At 56.8% G+C, this 18,150-nt stretch carries 17 protein-coding genes; 12 read left to right on the top strand and 5 right to left on the bottom strand.

All coding sequences use genetic code 11. The features are described 5' to 3' along the window. Window positions 1-7 precede the first annotated feature (7 nt). Together VHE34_RS30260 and VHE34_RS30265 are read left to right on the top strand one after the other, a co-directional pair. A complete protein-coding gene (locus tag VHE34_RS30260; protein ID WP_325595175.1) occupies window positions 8-1,600 on the top strand; it encodes a Na+/H+ antiporter in 1,593 nt (530 codons plus the stop codon). A 122-nt stretch (window positions 1,601-1,722) separates the two neighbouring features. Then, window positions 1,723-2,478, top strand: a complete 756-nt coding sequence (locus tag VHE34_RS30265) for an AraC family transcriptional regulator (RefSeq protein ID WP_325595177.1) — start codon at window positions 1,723-1,725, stop codon at window positions 2,476-2,478. Here VHE34_RS30265 and VHE34_RS30270 read toward each other — a convergent pair. Continuing rightward, window positions 2,456-2,872, bottom strand: a complete 417-nt coding sequence (locus VHE34_RS30270) for a DUF302 domain-containing protein (RefSeq protein ID WP_325595179.1) — start codon at window positions 2,870-2,872, stop codon at window positions 2,456-2,458. The two genes, VHE34_RS30265 and VHE34_RS30270, sit on opposite strands and share 23 nt — an antisense overlap. Before the next feature lie 126 nt (window positions 2,873-2,998). Here VHE34_RS30270 and VHE34_RS30275 point away from each other — a divergent pair, with 126 nt between their 5' ends. From VHE34_RS30275 to VHE34_RS30305, 7 genes are all read left to right on the top strand, one after another. Then, a complete protein-coding gene (locus VHE34_RS30275) occupies window positions 2,999-4,384 on the top strand; it encodes a sigma-54 dependent transcriptional regulator (protein ID WP_325595181.1) in 1,386 nt (461 codons plus the stop codon). Window positions 4,385-4,472: 88 nt separating this feature from the next. After that, the gene (locus tag VHE34_RS30280) at window positions 4,473-4,877 is read left to right on the top strand and encodes an SRPBCC domain-containing protein (protein WP_325595183.1); all 405 of its coding nucleotides are present in this window, start codon (window positions 4,473-4,475) and stop codon (window positions 4,875-4,877) included. Continuing rightward, window positions 4,874-5,206, top strand: coding sequence for a metalloregulator ArsR/SmtB family transcription factor (locus VHE34_RS30285; RefSeq protein ID WP_325595185.1), 333 nt, complete (start codon window positions 4,874-4,876; stop codon window positions 5,204-5,206). The genes VHE34_RS30280 and VHE34_RS30285 overlap by 4 nt, the downstream gene beginning before the upstream one ends. A 198-nt stretch (window positions 5,207-5,404) precedes the next feature. Further along, complete coding sequence (locus VHE34_RS30290; protein ID WP_325595187.1) at window positions 5,405-6,643, top strand: lanthionine synthetase C family protein; 1,239 nt, start codon at window positions 5,405-5,407, stop codon at window positions 6,641-6,643. Between the two features lie 42 nt (window positions 6,644-6,685). Then, window positions 6,686-7,726, top strand: coding sequence for a tRNA 2-selenouridine(34) synthase MnmH (mnmH, locus tag VHE34_RS30295; protein WP_325595189.1), 1,041 nt, complete (start codon window positions 6,686-6,688; stop codon window positions 7,724-7,726). Window position 7,727: 1 nt separating this feature from the next. Continuing rightward, on the top strand, window positions 7,728-8,768 hold the full coding sequence (selD, locus tag VHE34_RS30300; RefSeq protein WP_325595191.1) for a selenide, water dikinase SelD: 1,041 nt from the start codon (window positions 7,728-7,730) through the stop codon (window positions 8,766-8,768). Between the two features lie 135 nt (window positions 8,769-8,903). Further along, on the top strand, window positions 8,904-13,046 hold the full coding sequence (locus VHE34_RS30305) for a two-component regulator propeller domain-containing protein (protein ID WP_325595193.1): 4,143 nt from the start codon (window positions 8,904-8,906) through the stop codon (window positions 13,044-13,046). On the opposite strand, the gene VHE34_RS30310 is transcribed toward VHE34_RS30305, so the two are convergent. The 3 genes from VHE34_RS30310 to VHE34_RS30320 all read right to left on the bottom strand — a co-directional run bounded on the left by VHE34_RS30310 (window position 13,001) and on the right by VHE34_RS30320 (window position 16,032). Next, window positions 13,001-13,246, bottom strand: coding sequence for a hypothetical protein (locus VHE34_RS30310; RefSeq protein ID WP_325595195.1), 246 nt, complete (start codon window positions 13,244-13,246; stop codon window positions 13,001-13,003). The genes VHE34_RS30305 and VHE34_RS30310 overlap by 46 nt on opposite strands. Before the next feature lie 11 nt (window positions 13,247-13,257). Next, a complete protein-coding gene (locus tag VHE34_RS30315; RefSeq protein ID WP_325595197.1) occupies window positions 13,258-14,775 on the bottom strand; it encodes a C25 family cysteine peptidase in 1,518 nt (505 codons plus the stop codon). 72 nt (window positions 14,776-14,847) lie between these two features. Continuing rightward, window positions 14,848-16,032 carry a DUF1624 domain-containing protein gene (locus VHE34_RS30320; protein ID WP_325595199.1) on the bottom strand — a complete coding sequence of 395 codons (1,185 nt, stop codon included), beginning with the start codon at window positions 16,030-16,032 and terminating at the stop codon, window positions 14,848-14,850. Between the two features lie 20 nt (window positions 16,033-16,052). On the opposite strand from VHE34_RS30320, the gene VHE34_RS30325 reads away from it, so the two are divergent. Further along, on the top strand, window positions 16,053-16,421 hold the full coding sequence (locus tag VHE34_RS30325) for a YccF domain-containing protein (protein ID WP_325595201.1): 369 nt from the start codon (window positions 16,053-16,055) through the stop codon (window positions 16,419-16,421). A gap of 45 nt (window positions 16,422-16,466) precedes the next feature. Here VHE34_RS30325 and VHE34_RS30330 read toward each other — a convergent pair whose 3' ends face one another. Continuing rightward, window positions 16,467-17,312, bottom strand: coding sequence for a rhomboid family intramembrane serine protease (locus tag VHE34_RS30330; protein ID WP_325595203.1), 846 nt, complete (start codon window positions 17,310-17,312; stop codon window positions 16,467-16,469). 172 nt (window positions 17,313-17,484) lie between these two features. Here VHE34_RS30330 and VHE34_RS30335 point away from each other — a divergent pair, with 172 nt between their 5' ends. Both VHE34_RS30335 and VHE34_RS30340 read left to right on the top strand, forming a co-directional pair. After that, the gene (locus tag VHE34_RS30335; RefSeq protein ID WP_325595205.1) at window positions 17,485-17,928 is read left to right on the top strand and encodes a DUF6597 domain-containing transcriptional factor; all 444 of its coding nucleotides are present in this window, start codon (window positions 17,485-17,487) and stop codon (window positions 17,926-17,928) included. A 22-nt stretch (window positions 17,929-17,950) separates the two neighbouring features. Further along, entirely contained in the window at window positions 17,951-18,145 is a 195-nt protein-coding gene (locus tag VHE34_RS30340) for a hypothetical protein (protein ID WP_325595207.1), read from the top strand. Window positions 18,146-18,150 lie beyond the last annotated feature (5 nt).

The raw sequence follows: 18,150 nt of genomic DNA on the forward strand, positions 1-18,150 counted from the left end.
TCTTACTATGAAGGAAGCATTTGTACTTTATATCTTGCTGATATTCCTCATCCTGCTCCTGGTCATGGCCGCCCGCAAGCTAAAGATCGCATCCCCGCTCCTGCTCGTGGCCGGAGGACTCCTGCTCAGTTGGATACCCGCCCTTTCTCATATCCGGATCGATCCGGAGCTCATCTTCCTGGTCTTCCTCCCGCCGCTGCTCTATGAGGCCGCGTGGTACACGTCCTGGAAAGAGATGTGGCGCTGGCGCCGGGTCATCAGCGTCTTTGCCGTCCTCATCGTCATCATCACCTCCGGAGTCGTCGCCCTCGTGTCCTGGGCATGGATACCCGGCTTCACGCTTGCCCTGGGCTTCCTCCTCGGCGGCATCGTCTCCCCGCCGGATGCCATCTCCGCCACCTCCGTCATGCGGCTGGTCCGCGCACCCAAAAGACTGACCCATATCCTCGAAGGAGAAAGCCTCCTCAACGACGCGAGCAGCCTCATCATCTATCGCTTTGCACTCACCGCCGTGGCCACCGGACGGTTTGTCTTTCATGAAGCCCTCGGAAGCTTCCTGCTGGTGATCACGATGGGCATCGCCATCGGCGTAGCGATCGCCCTCGCCTATACGGCCATCTATCGCTGGCTGCCCACGACACCGGATATCGATATCGTGCTCACCCTTACCGCGCCGTATGTCATGTACCTTGCCGCGGAAAGCCTGCATTTTTCAGGCGTCCTGTCCGTGGTCAGTGGCTCACTTTTGCTCTCCACCCGCAACTACCAGATCTTCAGCCACCGCAGCCGGCTTCGCGGCAACAATGTCTGGACCACCATCGGCTTCGTATTCAACGGACTTATTTTTATGCTCATCGGCCTCGAACTGCCGGAGATCATCCGCCAGCTCGGCGGTGTCAGCCTCAGGCAGGCGATCATCTACGGCGTCGGCATCACCCTCCTGTTGATGGTCGGCCGACTCCTCTGCACCCTGGGCTCTTCGGTCTTCACCGTATTCATCAGCCGCTATATCACAACTGCCGAAAGCCGCCCCGGCTGGAAAGGACCCATCCTCTTCGGCTGGGCAGGCATGCGCGGTGTCGTTTCCCTCGCGGCGGCGCTCTCCATCCCTCTTACACTTCGCAGCGGCGTCCCCTTCCCCCAGCGGAATCTCATCCTCTTCATCACCTTCATGGTCATCATCCTGACCTTGCTGGTACAGGGCCTGAGCCTTCCCCTGGTCATCCGCAAGCTCAATATGAAGGACCCCGACCACGATCTCACCCCCGAAGAACAGGATGTCCAGGTGCGTCTGCAACTGACCGAACATAGTCTCGCATTCCTCGACGCACATTATGCCGGCGAGATGGCTGCCAACCCCCTCCTCCGCCAGCTTCGCAATCGCCTCTGCACCGACGACGAACAGCTGCACCGCCAAACCCCCGAAGTCCAGCTACAGTATAGGAAGATCTATCTGAAAGTCCTCAAACAACAACGGCAGTTCCTCCTCGATCTCAACAAGTCGCTCGCCAACGACGAGGAGATCATCCGCAAATACCACACGATCCTCGACATCGAACAGGAAAAACTGATCCGCCTCTACGAGACCGAATCAGAATAAACCCGTAAATCGACGATATATCGTCTCTTTTCGAAAACCCAACAAGCAGACATCCCGCTGCTAATCAATATCTTATAAAAATGGCACTTCGTTGGTCATGGTTATCCCAAAATAGACCAGCAATGAATTCCATCCAGCACTCCATCACACGCATCGAAGAAGCCCAGCCACAGCCCATCCATCGTCACGAGCATTTCGAATTGATCTATCTCAACGCCGGACAGCTCGATTGCAAAGTGGATATGGAAGAATACGCACTCTCCGCCGGCGACATCTGCCTCATCCGGCCCGGCAGTCTCCATCACTTCACTCGGCAAAACGATCCCCGCGGCTTCCTGCTTTGCTTCGCTTCCCGGTTTGGCCGCCTTAGCCAGTCCCTCCTGCAGGTACCAAAGGACAAACAGGCCGCCATGACCGAACTCCTGGGATGTATGAAGCATGAACAGGACCACGGCGGCCGCTACAGATCCGAAGCATTGGGAGAGTTCCTGAAAATATTCCTCATCTACCTCAGCCGCCTGTCCGCCGGACAGCCCCGGCCCTGTGTCAACCGCGCAACCCACATCTTCGACCAATTCATGGACCTGCTCGAAAAGAAATATTCCACCCATCACCGACCCGCCGATTACTCCGAAGAGCTCTTCCTCAGCACCAGCTATCTCAACCAGACCATCAAAGCGGTATCGGGCCGCACCACCAGCTATCATATCCACCAGCGTGTCGTGCTGGAAGCCCAACGCATGGCCGTATACGCCAACAGCTCGCTAAAAGAGGCCGCCAGCAACCTCGGCTTCGAGGATATCTGTCATTTCAGCCGCTTCTTCAAAAAAGCAGCCGGCCAAAGTTTCAAGGAATTTAAACAGCGGGCCCCGCATTGAGGACCTTCCCGATCGGTCCATCGAGATCAAGCGGGGCGGCGATGCTTGCGGGTATCCCAAAAGCCGCCGCTATCATAGCGCCCGAATAATAGGCCACCCAAACCTTCTTATCCGCATCCTCCCAGGCAATCACCTTCAACGGCAGCGCGATCGCGGCCACCGGGTTCGCCTGCATCACCGGCCCACCCGCCTTCGGATTTCCGAACAGCAGGTATTCCAGGGGCGCAAGCGAAAGCCCCGCTTTTTCCAGCTCGCCCTGCTGGTCGATCCGCGCATAGATGGTCACGCCGTAATGCTTTAAGAAGTCCTCGAGTCGGTCTATCGACTCCTTTACCGAATAGGCACTCGATCGAACCACGACATCCGCCGGATGCTTGCCACTGTTGGTAGTCATTTGTTTCAATTTGATACAAAAATAACCGATCCATCCACATAGGGATGGATGAGAAACGCCATTCCTTGTCCAAATCAACGGTCTCTTTCCAACCCCACCGGATATTCACTAATTTAGAAAACAATTATGACCGCTCGAAAAATTCTCATAGTCGAAGACCAGTTTATCGAAGCCAGCGATCTCCGGCAGATCCTGGAACGGGCCGGGCACAAGGTATGCGGTTTCGCGGCATCGGTCAAAGCCGCCAACGAGAAAATAAGGACCGAGAACCCTGAATTCGTCTTCGTCGATATCTTCCTCAAAGGCACGGAGACCGGCATCGATCTCGCCCATCAGCTCCGCGAACAAAATATCCCCTTTATCTATCTTTCCGCGAACTCCGATCAGGCAACGCTGGAAGCGGCAAGGGCCACCCATCCCTATGGGTTCCTCGTAAAACCCTTCCGCGAACGCGACATCCTCGCCACCCTCGATATCGCCATCTACCGCCATTCCCACGATCTCGAAATGCGTTCCGGCATGGCGAAGACCCGGCAATCGGGCCCCGCCCCGGCAAACAAGACCGGTCGCTTCCCGGGCATCATCGGCAAAAGCCCCGAGATCCTGCACGTCCTCGACGAGATCGATAAAGTGGCCCCCTTCGACAGCGCCGTCCTCATCACCGGTGAGACCGGGACCGGGAAAGAACGACTGGTCGATGCTATCCACCGCCTGTCTCCCCGGAAAGGAAAGCCGCTGATAAAGGTTAACTGCGCAGCAATCCCCCCGGAACTGATAGAATCCGAACTGTTCGGCCACGAAAAAGGCGCCTTCACCGGCGCCATGGATCGACGCATCGGCAAATTCGAACTGGCCGACGGCGGCACCATCTTCCTCGACGAGATCGGGGAGGTCCCAACGGAGATCCAAGTCAAACTCCTCCGCGTCCTGCAGGAAAAGGAGATCGAACGGGTCGGCGGCGCCTCCACCATCCACATCGACGTGCGGATCGTCGCCGCCACCAATAGGGATCTCTATAAAGAAATGGCCGACGGCCGTTTCCGAATCGATCTGTTCTATCGTATACATGTCTTCCCCATCCATATCCCACCCCTGAGAGAAAGAAGAGAAGATATCCGCCCCCTGGCGGAACATTTCCTCGCCCATTTCGCCTCCAAATTCGGCCGTAGCACAAGCTCCTTCTCGACAAAAGCCCTGCGCCAATTGTCCGCCTATTCCTGGCCCGGCAACATCCGCGAACTGGAACATCTCATCGAACGGCACGTCCTTTCCGCCACCACCGCGATCATCGATAACATCGATCTTCCCGAACCCACCCGCAAGCGGCCCGAAAACACCGCCACCGATATAAAGAGCATCGAAGAAATGGAAAAGGCCCATATCCTCGAGGTCCTGCGCAAATGCCATGGAAAAGTCTCCGGTGCCGGCGGCGCCGCGGAGTTGCTCCAGATCCCCCCCACCACATTGACTTACAAAATAAAACGACTGGGAATCGTTTGGCAGTATTCCTGACCGGTTGCCATTGGATCGACGACAGCCGAAAAGATTTGCACAGGCCAAAACGGAGCCCTAAATTTGAGTAACTTAATAGTTACCCAAAATGCAAAAGGAGATCAGGCAGACCTGGTTCTTCCACCAATCCCCGGAAGAAGTTTGGGACTATCTTACAAAACCCGAACTATTGGCCCTCTGGCTGATGAAAACCGATTTTCAACCCGTCGTCGGTCATAAATTCCGCTTCGTCTGCAGCGTCATCAACGATTGCGAAGTGCTCGAAGTAAACCCATACAAAAAGCTCTCCTATTCCTGGCGGACCAACTCGGTCAGCACCGGCAAACCCTTCGATTCGAAAGTCGTTTGGACCCTGACGCAAAAAGGCGACGGCACGGAATTACAATTAGTCCATGACGGTTTCACCGCGTTGGAAGATGTAACAGGACACGACGAAGGCTGGACCAGGTGCGGAAACAGGCTCGCTCAACTCTCATCCCCGGTAAAACAATGACCACACAAACCCCCGACGTCTTCCAGGTCGTCGCCGACCCCAGCCGCCGGCAAATGCTGATGCTGCTTTCAAAAGAAAGTATGACGATAAACGCCCTGGCGGAAAATTTCGACATGAGCCGTCCCGCCGTTTCGAAACACATAAAGATCATGTACAACGCAGGCTTCATCTCCATCACCGACATTGGCCGCGAACGCCACTGCACCCTGAAACAGGACGGCTTCAATCAACTGCAGGACTTCATTGACTATTTCGATAAATTCTGGGAGACAAAATTGAAGAAATTGGCGGCCGTCATGAACAAGCGCTCATCCACAAACAGAAAATAAGATGCCGTTCCTCAACCCACACGCGCCGTTTGTTAGAAGGCACTGCCACGTATTCGCAAAGTTCCCTTATTTTGCTCCCGAAATTACCCCTCGCGCTTCCCTGTATTACGTAGCTCCTGTTTTACCAACCTGAATTCACTTGAAGCAACGGCTTGCCAGCAAATTGCTAAAGTCAACATAATGTCATATACACGCAGAATGAGCAGAAGGTCTGCCTTGCCAGACTATTCCCTGCACCAACAGATCGACTCCATCGCAGGAGCCCTTTATCACAACATGGGCCGTATACGTACATCCGGCCTCCTCAACGGCCGCGCCGGCGTAACCCTCCTCTTCGCCTACCTGGCAAAGACCTTCCCCGGTGGGGAATACGAAGAGATCATGCATCGCTGCCTGAACGATCTCCGCGAGAGCCTGCGGCGCAAGACCATGACTCACACCCTTTCCACCGGCAAGGCCGGCATCGGTTTCGTCTTCCAGCACTTGCGCAATATCGGCCTCATCGATGCCGTCGAAGGACTCGATTGGAACGACCTCGATCGCGTCATCAGCATCGGCGCCGACCGCGATCATGCCAACGGCAACTGGGATCCCCAGCACGGCCTCGTAGGCCTCGGCATCTACTTCCTCGAAAGACATAAGGAGACAGGAGAGAAACGCCACCTGGAAAAGATCGTCGACTACATCGAATCTCTCGCCGTCGTGGAGAACAACTGCCACGTGTGGACCTCCCGCCGGTCCGAACAGGAGGAGCCCACCGCTTTCAATTTCGGAATGGCGCACGGCATGCCCGGCCTGCTCTCATTCCTGGCGCGGGTGTACGAGGTGGGCATCCGCCGGCCCACCATCGCCTCCCTGATCTCCTCCTGTCTCGACTTTCTGCTAGCCCAGCGCGCCAGCAGGGATCGGCTCTATTCTTTCCCGGTGTCCGTCAGCCCCGCCGACCCCGAAACGGGAAAGAACAAGATGCAGCTGTCCTGGCGGCATGGCTGGTGCTATGGCGACCTCGGGATGGCCAACACCCTCCTTCACTGTAGCCGGGCCCTCGGTCACTCCGAATGGCGGCACAAAGGCATCGCCATCGCACAACGCACTACCGCCATCCCCTTCGAATACGCCGGCTGCGAAGACGCCCCCTTCTGCCACGGCACGGTCGGCCTCGTCCATCAATATCACCGCTTGTACCAGGCCACCCGGAACCCGAAGTTCAAAGACGCGGCCGCGCACTGGCTCAAAATGACGATGGAACACTACTATCAGCCCGGCAAATTCCCCGGCGGCTATGCCTACCGCATCTTCGACGAGGACGAGAACCGGTTCACCAGCAACACCTCCTTCGGTCTGATGGAAGGCATCACCGGCATCGCACTCGTCTTTCTGTATTATTTGCACGACGCAGAGCCGGGCTGGGACAGCATTTTCCAAACGAACATTTAAATTTCCGATATTTACCCCCCGGTTTCGGCCGGAGGGTAAATAATGACGCGCCGCTACACGATAGATCAACTCCTTACCGGGCTACCCGTTCCCATTGTCGACGTCCGCACCCCGGCAGAGTTCACCCACGGACACATCCCCGGCGCGGTGAATATCCCCCTCTTCACAAACGAAGAACGGGTTACCGTCGGCACCACCTACAAACAACAGGGCCGAGAAGCCGCCATCCTCCTGGGCTTCGATCTCACCGGGTCAAAATGGTCAGCCTTTATCCGCCAGGCGCTGGAGCTGGCGCCGGAGAAAAAGGTGGCCGTTCACTGCTGGCGCGGCGGCATGCGCAGCGCAGCGATGGCCTGGGCCCTCGATCTCTACGGCTTCGATGTCTCCCTCATCCAGGGCGGCTACAAACAGTACCGGCGCTGGGTGCTCAAAAGGATGGAACAGCCCTGGGAGTTTCGCGTCATAGGCGGAATGACTGGCTCGGGTAAAACGGCGATTCTCAAACAACTCGCTAAACAAGGAGAACAAACCGTCGATCTCGAAGACCTCGCACAACACCAGGGCTCGACCTATGGTACCCTCAACAGGCTGATCCAGCCGACGCAAGAGCAGTTCGAGAACGACCTGGCCTCCCGTCTCTCGACACTGGACGCCACCCGCCCCATCTGGATCGAAGACGAAAGCCAGAACATCGGGCGATGCATCCTCGCAAAACCCTTCTATACCCGCATGCGGGAGGCGGCCATCTTCGACCTGCAGGTCCCGCTCGACCAACGCATCGCCGCCCTCGAACAGGAATATGGTAACCTCGACCGCAGCTTCTTAATAGAATGCACCGAACGCATCACCAAACGCCTCGGGCCCGAGCAGACCAGAAACGCCATCGCCGCAATCCGCGAAGGTCGCATACCCGATTTCATCCGCCAGGTCCTGGTGTACTATGACAAGGCCTATCGCAAAGGCCTTAAATTTCGGGACACGGCCCGTATCGTCGAGCTTCCCCTCGATACCCACGACCCGCTGCAGAACACGGCAAGATTGCTCGCCGCGGCAAGATCACTCACAACGACTACAACGATATAGCATGGATATAAGACTGACCCAATACTCACACGGCGCCGGCTGCGGCTGCAAGATCAGCCCGGCCATCCTCGATAAGATCCTCCACAGCAACCTGGATTTCTCCACCGATCCCCGCCTCCTCGTCGGCAACGACAAACGCGACGACGCCGCCGTCTGGGACCTCGGTGACGGCAACGCCCTCATCTCGACGACCGACTTCTTCATGCCCATCGTCGATGACGCTTTCGACTTCGGCCGTATCGCCTCCGCCAACGCCATCAGCGATGTATATGCGATGGGCGGTCGCCCCGTACTGGCCATCGCCATCCTCGGCTGGCCCGTCGACAAGCTGCCCCCCGAAGCCGCCCAAAAAGTCCTCGAAGGCGCCCGCACTATCTGCGCCGAGGCGGGCATCGCCCTCGCCGGCGGCCACAGCATCGACTGCCCCGAACCCGTCTTCGGCCTCGCCGTAAATGGCCTGGTGCCCACAAAACAGGTGAAACGTAACTCCACCGCCACCGAAGGCTGCCTCCTCTACCTCACAAAGGCCCTCGGCGTCGGCATCCTCTCCACCGCCCAGAAAAAAGGGCTCCTCGCCGAAGCAGATGCCGCCATCGCCCTCCGCTCCATGGTCACCCTCAACAAGCTCGGCGAGTCCCTCGGCAAGCTCGATGCCGTAAAAGCCATGACCGACGTCACCGGATTCGGTCTCCTCGGTCATCTCTCGGAAATGTGCGAAGGAAGCGGCCTCTCGGCTATCATCGACCCCGCAAAGGTCCCCACGATCCCCTCCACCCACCACTACCTGGAAAAAGGCTGCATCCCCGGCGGAACGGTCCGCAACTGGGCCAGCTATGGCTATAAGGTGCGGCTGGCAGCCGAAGGACAAAAGCACCTGCTCGCCGACCCGCAGACCAGTGGCGGCCTCCTCGTCGCCGTAACCCCCGAAGGCGCCAAAGAAGTGGAAGATCTTTTCACCCAACATGGTCTGCCACCCGAAAACACCAAACCCTTCGGCCGGCTTACCCCGCAACAGGACGTACTCATCACTGTAACGCCTTAACGTGCAGCGTATTCGGTCGCGTCCGAGATAGGTGTTTTCATTTAAAAGCGAGTCGTACAAAAAAGCCTGCTAAAATATTTGCCTGCACCTCCACAATAAGAATTGTTTTAATGTGTTGGAATAGGGAGATATCTTATGACCCCCTACCGCTTACTCTTCTTACTGTTGCAGGCCATATCCCTAAGTGCCCTCGGCCAGATTGATGGCCTTACACTGAAACATATCGGTACCGACGCCGGCCTGTCTCAAACCAACGTCACCTGCATCCTGCAGGACAAAATAGGTTTTATGTGGTTCGGTACCCGCGACGGTCTCAACCGGTACGACGGCTACAACTTTACCGTCTATCGGAACAGGGAAGAAGAAAAACACTCCCTCACCAACAACTTCGTCACCACCCTCATTGAAGACCGCAATGGCGATATCTGGGTGGGCACCTGGGGTGGGGGAGTCAACCGCTTCGACCGGCGGACAAAAACATTCAACCTCGTCGACAGCGCCTTCGCCAACGCCTTCGTTAACCATATCCTGCAAGACTCCGAAGGCAATATCTGGATCTGCACCGACGGCGAAGGATTGTATAAGATCGACCCAATTACCGGGAAACACAAATGCTTTTACGCGGATGCAAAAAATCCCGCCGGCCTTGGCGACCTGGATATCTACACCATCTTCGAAGACAGCCGCCACGAGTATTGGGTAGGGACAGCCAACGGCGGCCTCTACAGCTTCGACGGGAAGACCGATAAATTCACCAACTACGCTCACAACAATGCAGACCCTTCTTCTCTCTGCTCCAACGCGGTAAAGGCGATCTATGAAGACGCCGGCCATCGCCTGTGGATTGCCACCCTCGGTGGCGGCCTCGACCTCATGACCGATCGCAAGGGAGCCTTCAAACACTTCTTCAGCGGAAAACCCTCCGGCAAATTAAAAGAGAATATGATCCAGGCCCTCGCCGGCGACGCCGACGGCAACCTCTGGGTGGGCACGGACAACGGTGGACTGGTCATCATCGGCCCCACCGGTGATCGCTATAAGATCTATTACCAGGACGATATTGACAACAGCAGCCTCTCCAACAACTCCGTCGACTGTATCTATAAGGACAAACAAGGGAATATGTGGCTGGGCACCTATGGCGCCGGCGCCAATCTCTTCGCCAGGGGCAATGATAATTTCCGGCACTACCGGCACTCCACCGAGCCCGGCAGCCTCTCGAACAATAACGTACTCGATATTTTCGAAGACTCGAGGGATAACCTCTGGGTCGGCACGGACGGCGGCGGCATCGATCTTCTCGACAAAAAGACCGGTCAATTCCGTCACTTCACAAACGATCCGGCAAGACCCGGCGGGCTCAGCGGCAACTACGTCCTGGCCCTGCGGGAGGATAGCCATGGCAACCTCTGGGCCGGCACCTGGGGCGGCGGCATCACCGTGATCGATCCGACAAAGACCCGCTTCACGCAATACAGGAACATCCCGGGCGACTCCGCAAGCATCGCCTCGAACAATGTGTACGACCTGGCCACCGGCAAAGACGGCCGCATCTGGATCGGCACCTACGGCCAGGGCCTCGATCGCTTCGATGAGGCAAAACACCAGTTCATCCACCACCGCCACGACCCCGCCGACGACAATACCATCTCCAGCGACCGCGTCCATGCGCTGCTCGCCGACACGAAAGGCATCATCTGGGTTGGCACCTTCGACCGCGGTCTCGATCGCTACGACCCCCGGACCGATCGATTTACCCACTACCGGCACGAGACCCGCGCCGGCAGCCTGAGCAACAATTCCATCAACTGCATCTATGAGGACAGCACCGGAGACATCTGGATAGGCACCGCCGAAGGTCTCAATCGTCTTGACCACGCGACCGGCCGGTTCACCAATTACTCCACAAAGGACGGCCTGCCGGGCTCGGTCATCTATGGCGTCCTGCAAGAGAACAACGGCGTCTTTTGGATCAGCACGAACAAGGGACTGTCGAAGTTCATGCCCGCGCAACACCGGATCATCACCTATACCGCCGACGATGGCCTGCAGGCAAACGATTTTAAGGCACATTCGGCCTTCAGAAGCCGCGACGGGAAAATGTATTTCGGCGGGGTCAACGGCTTCAATGCCTTCTATCCCGACAGTATAAGAGAAAATACGGTCGACCCAAACCTCGTCATCACCGGCTTCCAGATATTCAACAGGGAAGTCGCCGTTTCCACCGATCCAAAACACCCTTCGCCGCTGACATCCGACATCACCGAGACGAAGGAACTGAAGCTGGACTATAACAATTCGGTCATCACCATCGAATTCGCCTCGCTCAACTATACCGCGCCCGGCAGCCGCCGGTATCGCTACCGGCTCGAAGGATTCGACAAGGACTGGACCAATACCAGCCGGAAACGGACCGTAACCTATACCAATCTCGACCCCGGTACCTATACCTTTATGGTCAACGCCAGGAAGGGAGACGGCACCTGGCTGGCCACACCCACCACGCTCCGGCTCGTCATCATCCCGCCCTTTTGGATGACGACCTGGTTCCGGGTCCTCGCAGCATTGGCCCTGGTCGCGCTGGTCCTGCTCATCCATGGTCTTCGCCTCCGCAACATCCGCCTCCATCGCAGCCAACTCCAGCAGCAGGTACAGGAACGAACGGCGCAGCTGACACTCTCCAACGCCGAAGAACGCAAGGCCCGCGAACAGGCCGAATTGGCCAGTAAAGCCAAAAGCGAGTTCCTCGCCAACATGAGCCACGAGTTGAGGACACCCCTCAACGCCATCATAGGATTCACCGATCTCGTCCTTTCCACTTCCCTCCAGCAGACTCAACGCGAATACATCGAACACGTAAGCCGCGCGGGGTACAATCTCCTGGGTCTCATCAATGCCGTCCTCGACTTTTCCAAGATCGAAGCAGGGAAGCTGCTCCTCGAAGACACCGAGTTCAACCTCGCTCACCTCGTCGAAGAAACGGTCTCCATGCTCGCCATAAAAGGTTTTGAAAAAGGCCTCGAGATGATATGCGAGATAGACCCCCGCCTGCCGTCCCTCTTCCGCGGCGACAGCCTCCGCATCCAGCAGATCCTCGTCAACCTCATCGGCAACGCGATCAAATTCACCGCAAAAGGCGAGGTCGTCGTAAGAGTGAAAAAAGAAGATTCCATCTGCATCCATGTCCAGGACACGGGTATCGGTATCCCGGCCGACAAGTTGGACACCATCTTCGAAAGCTTCACCCAGGGAGACTCCTCCACCACCCGGAAATATGGCGGCACCGGTCTGGGCCTCACCATCGCAAAGACTCTCGCCGAAATGATGCATGGGCGCCTTTCCGTCAAAAGCAAACCGGGCGAAGGCACCACGTTCTCCCTTTGCATCGACCTGCCCGTCGTCAGCGAGGCCCCGGTCCCGCAGCCGATGCGCCGCCCCGCGCTACGCAACATTCTCATCGTCGACGACAACGCATCCAATTGCCGGCTCCTGCAGGACATCTTCCGCCAGATGGACGTGGACTGCGTCACCGCCACAAGCGGCCAGGAAGCGCTGAACGTCCTCGCCACCCATCGCCGCCAGGACCGCAGCTTCGATCTCATCATCACCGACTACCAGATGCCTGGCATGGACGGTATCGCCCTCGTCCGGGAAATAAAGACCCTGCTCACCGGACCCGCACAACCCTTCATCCTCATGCTCTCGTCGATAGAAAGGAACATCTACCGCGAGGAAGCAAAAGATATCGGGATCGATATGTTCCTGACAAAACCCGTGCTCGTCGATCAGCTCAACCAGATCCTCGCGGGCATCTTCGAAGAAAGGAACCGGCCGAAGGCCGAAAGCAACGGCCATGACCACACCCCCGTCCACATCCGCGAACAAAGCATCATGGTAGTGGAAGACGATGCCATCAACATGCTCCTCATCTCGGAGGTGCTGGGAAAAATGGGATTCCCCGTCATCGGCGCCTCCAACGGAAAGGAAGCCCTCGACCGCCTGGTGACAACCACCCCCTGCCTGATCTTCATGGATATAAATATGCCCGAGATGGATGGCTTCGAGGCCACCCGCCGCATCCGCGAGCTGCCCGCACCCAAATGCGATATCCCCGTTGTCGCCCTCACGGCCGACGCCATGAAGGAAGACCGGGAACGCTGTCTGGCCGCCGGGATGAATAATTTTTTGGCAAAACCCTTCCGCCTCGAAGAAGTGAAGGCCCTCCTCGAAACCTATGCCCCTTCCCCCTCTTTCAGTTCATGGGCTATGAAAAGCTGATCGTTGAGCAGTCCCTTTGCCTTGACGGTCTTCCCCACCATGGCCTTTAAAGCAGGATCGTCAAAAGGATTCCCTCCCAGCCGCCGCAGCTGATAAGATTGGTCATCCGTCTCGAGGAACACGGCGTCATGCTCCGACTTGGAACCTGGGGCGAATTTTTTCAACACCACCTTTCCCTGCAGTTCCACCATATTGGCCATAGTCCGACAATTTACCGCGCGAAATAGACATGATAGTCCAAAATGCCGGAATCGCTCTCCTTTACCAGCAGCAGCTTGATCTGTCTGACCCGCTTCTTTCCCTTTTCCGGCGTTGCCAGGGTAAAGGTACGGAATTGGATAGGACCGCCGGCCATCTGCTTGGCGGCCAGGGAAGCTCGCTGCCGCTTGGGATCGGCGATATAATGCTCTTCTTTGGAGGCCATCATGCCCTCCTGCTCGAGGATTGTCCGGATATCTTTCCGCCGCCGGACGCTTTTCTTCACCGGTACCTTCTTGCATGGGATCGTCGAATGCTGCAGGACCGCGCCCTTGTTAAAGAGTTGCAGCCGCCTCCCCTTGATCGTATCCGCCCCCGCCGCGGCCTTCTTGTTGTCCATCGGGTTCTCCACAGGCTGAACACTCGGATCACCCAGCAGGTAGAACTGGCTCATCGTCTTCAACGCCACCGGGTCGAGATGCGGCCCTGCCTTGGAAAGATATTGCTGCCGCGCCTCCAGCAGCGACCGCCCCATTGACGCCCCCTTCAGGACACTCTGAAAGAAATAGACGCAGACCAGGTCGGCCTGGTCATTCGAATCGGCTGGCCCGTAAGCGATCGTGCTGCTGCCCAGGAAACCCAGCGCCCCGTTCAGCAGGTAATTATTCGAAATGCTCAACTGGGTGCCGCCACCCGCATTCGTCGCATTGATCAGCTGCGCCCCATAACAACACTCCGCGGCCACCACCGCCCCCTTGCCGATCTTGCCGGTAAGATCTTTTGTATTCATCGATTCGGGATAGCTCATGCCCATCTGCCCATAAAATGAATAATCCAGCGCCGCACCATGACAGTTGATAAAATGGGACAAGGGCTTCAGGTTGCCGCTCTTCGAGGTCGCCGTATCCGACGGACATTGCAGCAGCGCGGAGAAATTGCCAAAGACGCTCTGCAGACTCAGGCTCGTCGATTTCTGCCATACCTTGGCCGTGATCCCAAAATAGGCGGAATAGTCCGCCGCTTTCCCCGGCTTCCATCCGCTGGCTGTATCCACCAGCGCCTGCACATAGGCGACATCCCCCTTCCCGGGAATATCCGGCAACCGGCCTACAACCCGCGTAGGACCGATAAAATCCTGCGCCTGCGTGCTGTAGGGCGCGTCACAGGCATAGGGAAGGTCCGAAGGCACCGTAGTGTCGGGGTCCTCACCCGCAGCAGCGGGATTCACGATCGACACGAACGGCACGATATCCTGCGCTCCGAAAAGCAGGATGTAATCCGGCTTCGATTTAGTGTACAGCGCATCGACGGCATTCTTGCAATCCTTCTCCGTCGTGGACGCAAACACCGGTATCCCCGCCTTCGATGCCGATGCGGGATCGTCGATATAGACGACCTTCGTAGTGATTCCCTTCTTCTTGTCCGCCGCCGCCAGCTTGGCCAGCAACGCATCGACCTTCTTGAAGTCCGCCGCCCCATACTTTAACGTGAGCGCGTTTTTGCAGCTGATGATCAGTTTAAGGATAGGCATGATCAATGGAATTTGAACAAAGTTTACGAATTCCAAGCCATTGAAAATACCGTAAAAACACCTGATTTCCGTCTAGAGATAAGACAACCACCACTGCCGGTGCGTCCGCTTGTACTTCCCATACCACTGGCAAGGCAGATAAAGCGCAACCACCACAAAGATCCAGTACCCATAGCACATCCACAACGGAAATCCGAATCCCTTCGCCTGCCAGACCAGCGGATTACCATCCGATTCGAACGCAAGCCCCGAAGCCGGGATCAGCAGGATATTCAACACGCGCAGCAGGCAGAGGTGCAGGATAAAGTAGAAATAAGGCACATTCCCGTACACGGTGCAAAAAGAAGTGAACCCATTCCGCACCCGGTCCACCCACGCCAGCAACACCAGCACCGGGCCGATCGTCATACTCACATATAGCAGGGAAGGCGGCTGCTTAGTCGTATTTAAAAACGACAACACCGTATGCGCCGCATTCCGCTGCGTCGACCACGGCGCCGGATCGCCATACCCATTGATCCAGCGAACAAGAACGAAAAGGACGATCACCCCGCAACCCACCCTTAGCAAGACCCGCCGCCGCCGCGCCGCATCAACGTCAGGCCGGTAAAACGATCCCAGCACATACCCGATCAGCAGCATCCCACTCCACGGCAGGGCCGCATACAGCAGCACAACGATGCGATCGCCCCAGAGAGGGATCACCGCTCCCCGCCCGGTAAGGAACAAAGTCATCAGGTTCCCGCTCACGCCCCCCGGGGGGATATGCACGTAGTCCAGCAGGTTGTGCCCAAACACCAGCACGCACCCAAGTGCGCCGATAAAGAGACGGGATGCTCCAAGCCACACGAGTAGCGCCAGCAGCACCATACTGCACCCGATCGCCCATAGCACCTCGAGCACAAAGACGTGATACCGTCCATCGAACGTGAACAGCAGCGAGATCACCAGCAGGTCCGTCAGGATCAACCACAGTCCCCGCGTAAAGAGAAAGCCGGTCAGCTCGCTCCGGCTCCGCCGCAAGCCCGCCAAAAAAGCCGATACCCCGCTCAGCAAAACAAAGGTCGGCGCACAGAAATGCGTCATCCACCGGGTAAAGAAAAGGATCACCGTCGTCGTCGCCATATTCGTCGGCGCATAGGCCGGCCCCTGGAAATGCAGAAAATCCCGGCTATGGTCCAGCGTCATGATCACCATGATCAGCCCGCGGATCGTATCGATCCCCCGGATACGCTCCTTTATAAGTCCATTATTCATTTTTTTCTTATTTTCAATCGATGAACTTCATCGGAAACATCATCTGGCTCGTCTTCGGCGGCTTCTTGGCAGCCCTCGGCTATATCGTCGGCGGCTTCGTCCTCTGCCTCACCATCATCGGCATCCCCTTTGGCCTGCAGTGTTTCAAGCTCGCCAGTCTCGTCCTTTGGCCCTTCGGCCGCCAGGTGGTCCCCACCAGCAGCGGCATGGGCTGCCTTTCGGTCATCTGCAATATCATCTGGCTGATCTGTGGAGGCCTCTATACAGCGCTCGTCCACCTCCTGTTCGCCGCCCTTCTCTTCATCACCATCATCGGCATCCCATTCGCCCGCCAGCACCTGAAACTCGTGGAACTCTCCCTCATGCCTTTCGGCAAAGCCGTTGTCTAAAGCGCTCCGCCGTTGCAAAACCCCACCCAGCCCGCCGCAAAGCCGCTATTTCCCCTTCTTGGAATACTCCTCCAGCGTAGCCCGTTCCTTCCGGCTCAAACTCCCCATCCCACTCCGGCTGATCTTATCCAATATCCGGTCCACCTCCTGCTGCTGGTCATACCGCTCCATATTATACCTATGATCGATCGAAACATGGTCCTGGTGCGTCTTGTAAAAGAGATTGTCGACAAAAAGGACCTCCGGCCGCTTGATGATCAGGTAGACAAAAACAAGACAAGGCACCAGGATAATAAGGATCGCCACATAGTTTTGCACAAAGGCCCAGGGCTGAATGACTATCGCCAGGATCATCCCCACCAGCCCGCCACCCAGGTGTGCTTCGTGACCAATATTGTTCTTTCGCGACCGGATCGCATAGATACTCAACCCCACATATAACAACGCAAAAAGCCATCCCGGCAGACTGATAGGCAGCGGCCATAAGGGAATGGTCATTCCCGGGAACAGCGCCACCGAGGCAAAGATTACCCCACAGATCGCTCCCGACGCCCCCACCGAGCTGTAATCCCCATGATGCCGGTGGATGAGCAGGGAAAGCAGATCCCCACCGATCAGGCTGGCAAAATAGATCACCAGGAAACCCGGGATCCCAAGCACCGACACTACCATGCCGCTGAAGAAATACAGGCTGAGCATATTGAAGAGCAGGTGCGACCAGCCCACGTGCAGGAACCCCGAGGTCAACAGCCGCTTGTAATCCCTGTTCACCAGGATCTTTTCCACCTCGAACCTATACCGCTCGAAAAAGGACCGGTTCGTAAAGCCCTTATAGGATACAAGAATATTCGCAGCGATCAATAGCAGGATGATAAATCCGGAAGGCGACATAATAACAGATTGTTCGGGAGGGAAATATAGGCATAAAATCGGTATATTTAAAGAAACCCCCAATCCATGCACCGCCCCGGCCAGAGGCTCGTCCTCTTCTGGCCCGCCGGTGAAGGTCTGGTACTACCTGTGAAAATCTCCCTAACTTTAGGGAGATTTCCATAATGCCCAATTGCGCCGGGAAAACACCATAACCATCCCTGACAGGCTAAAGCCCTTCGTACGGGGCGCCTGGTACATCGACGGCAGCGCCGACAAGGCCTATCCCAACTATGCCGACGGTACCCCAGGCATCATCTTTCAACAACGGGACACCGGCATCTTCGCCTGCGACAATCCCGCAAAGATTCCCGACGCCTACATCTTCGGCCAGACGATCAAGCCCGTCATCCTGAATGCCCCGAAGAACTGTATCATCATCGGCGTTGCGCTGTATCCCCACGTACTCCAATCGCTGTTCCGCTTCAACGCCTATGAGATCACCGACAATTTCGTCGATTGGCGACTGCTTTCCACTGCATCGCGTCACGAAAGGTCCGCTGCACCCGTCGGGCAACTGATCGAACAGCTCTGGACCACGAACCGCCGACTGGCGCGAGCCGGGCCCCGATTTTGACAACGTCGCCTATCTCCAAAAGATGCTTCCCTTCGCAAAAGGGATGTCCTACCGGAATCAACCCACCGAAGAGGATACCCGTAAAATACTGGGCCTCTGCCGAAAAGCCGGCTACCGCGGCTGGTATGGGATAGAGTCCGACGGCCGCGATGCAATAAAACAGGGTATCCGTCTATTGACCGATTTTAACAAGAATGATCGCAATTCAAACCGCTAAAAGTT

Source organism: Puia sp., assembly GCF_035546395.1.
Lineage (GTDB): Bacteria > Bacteroidota > Bacteroidia > Chitinophagales > Chitinophagaceae > Puia.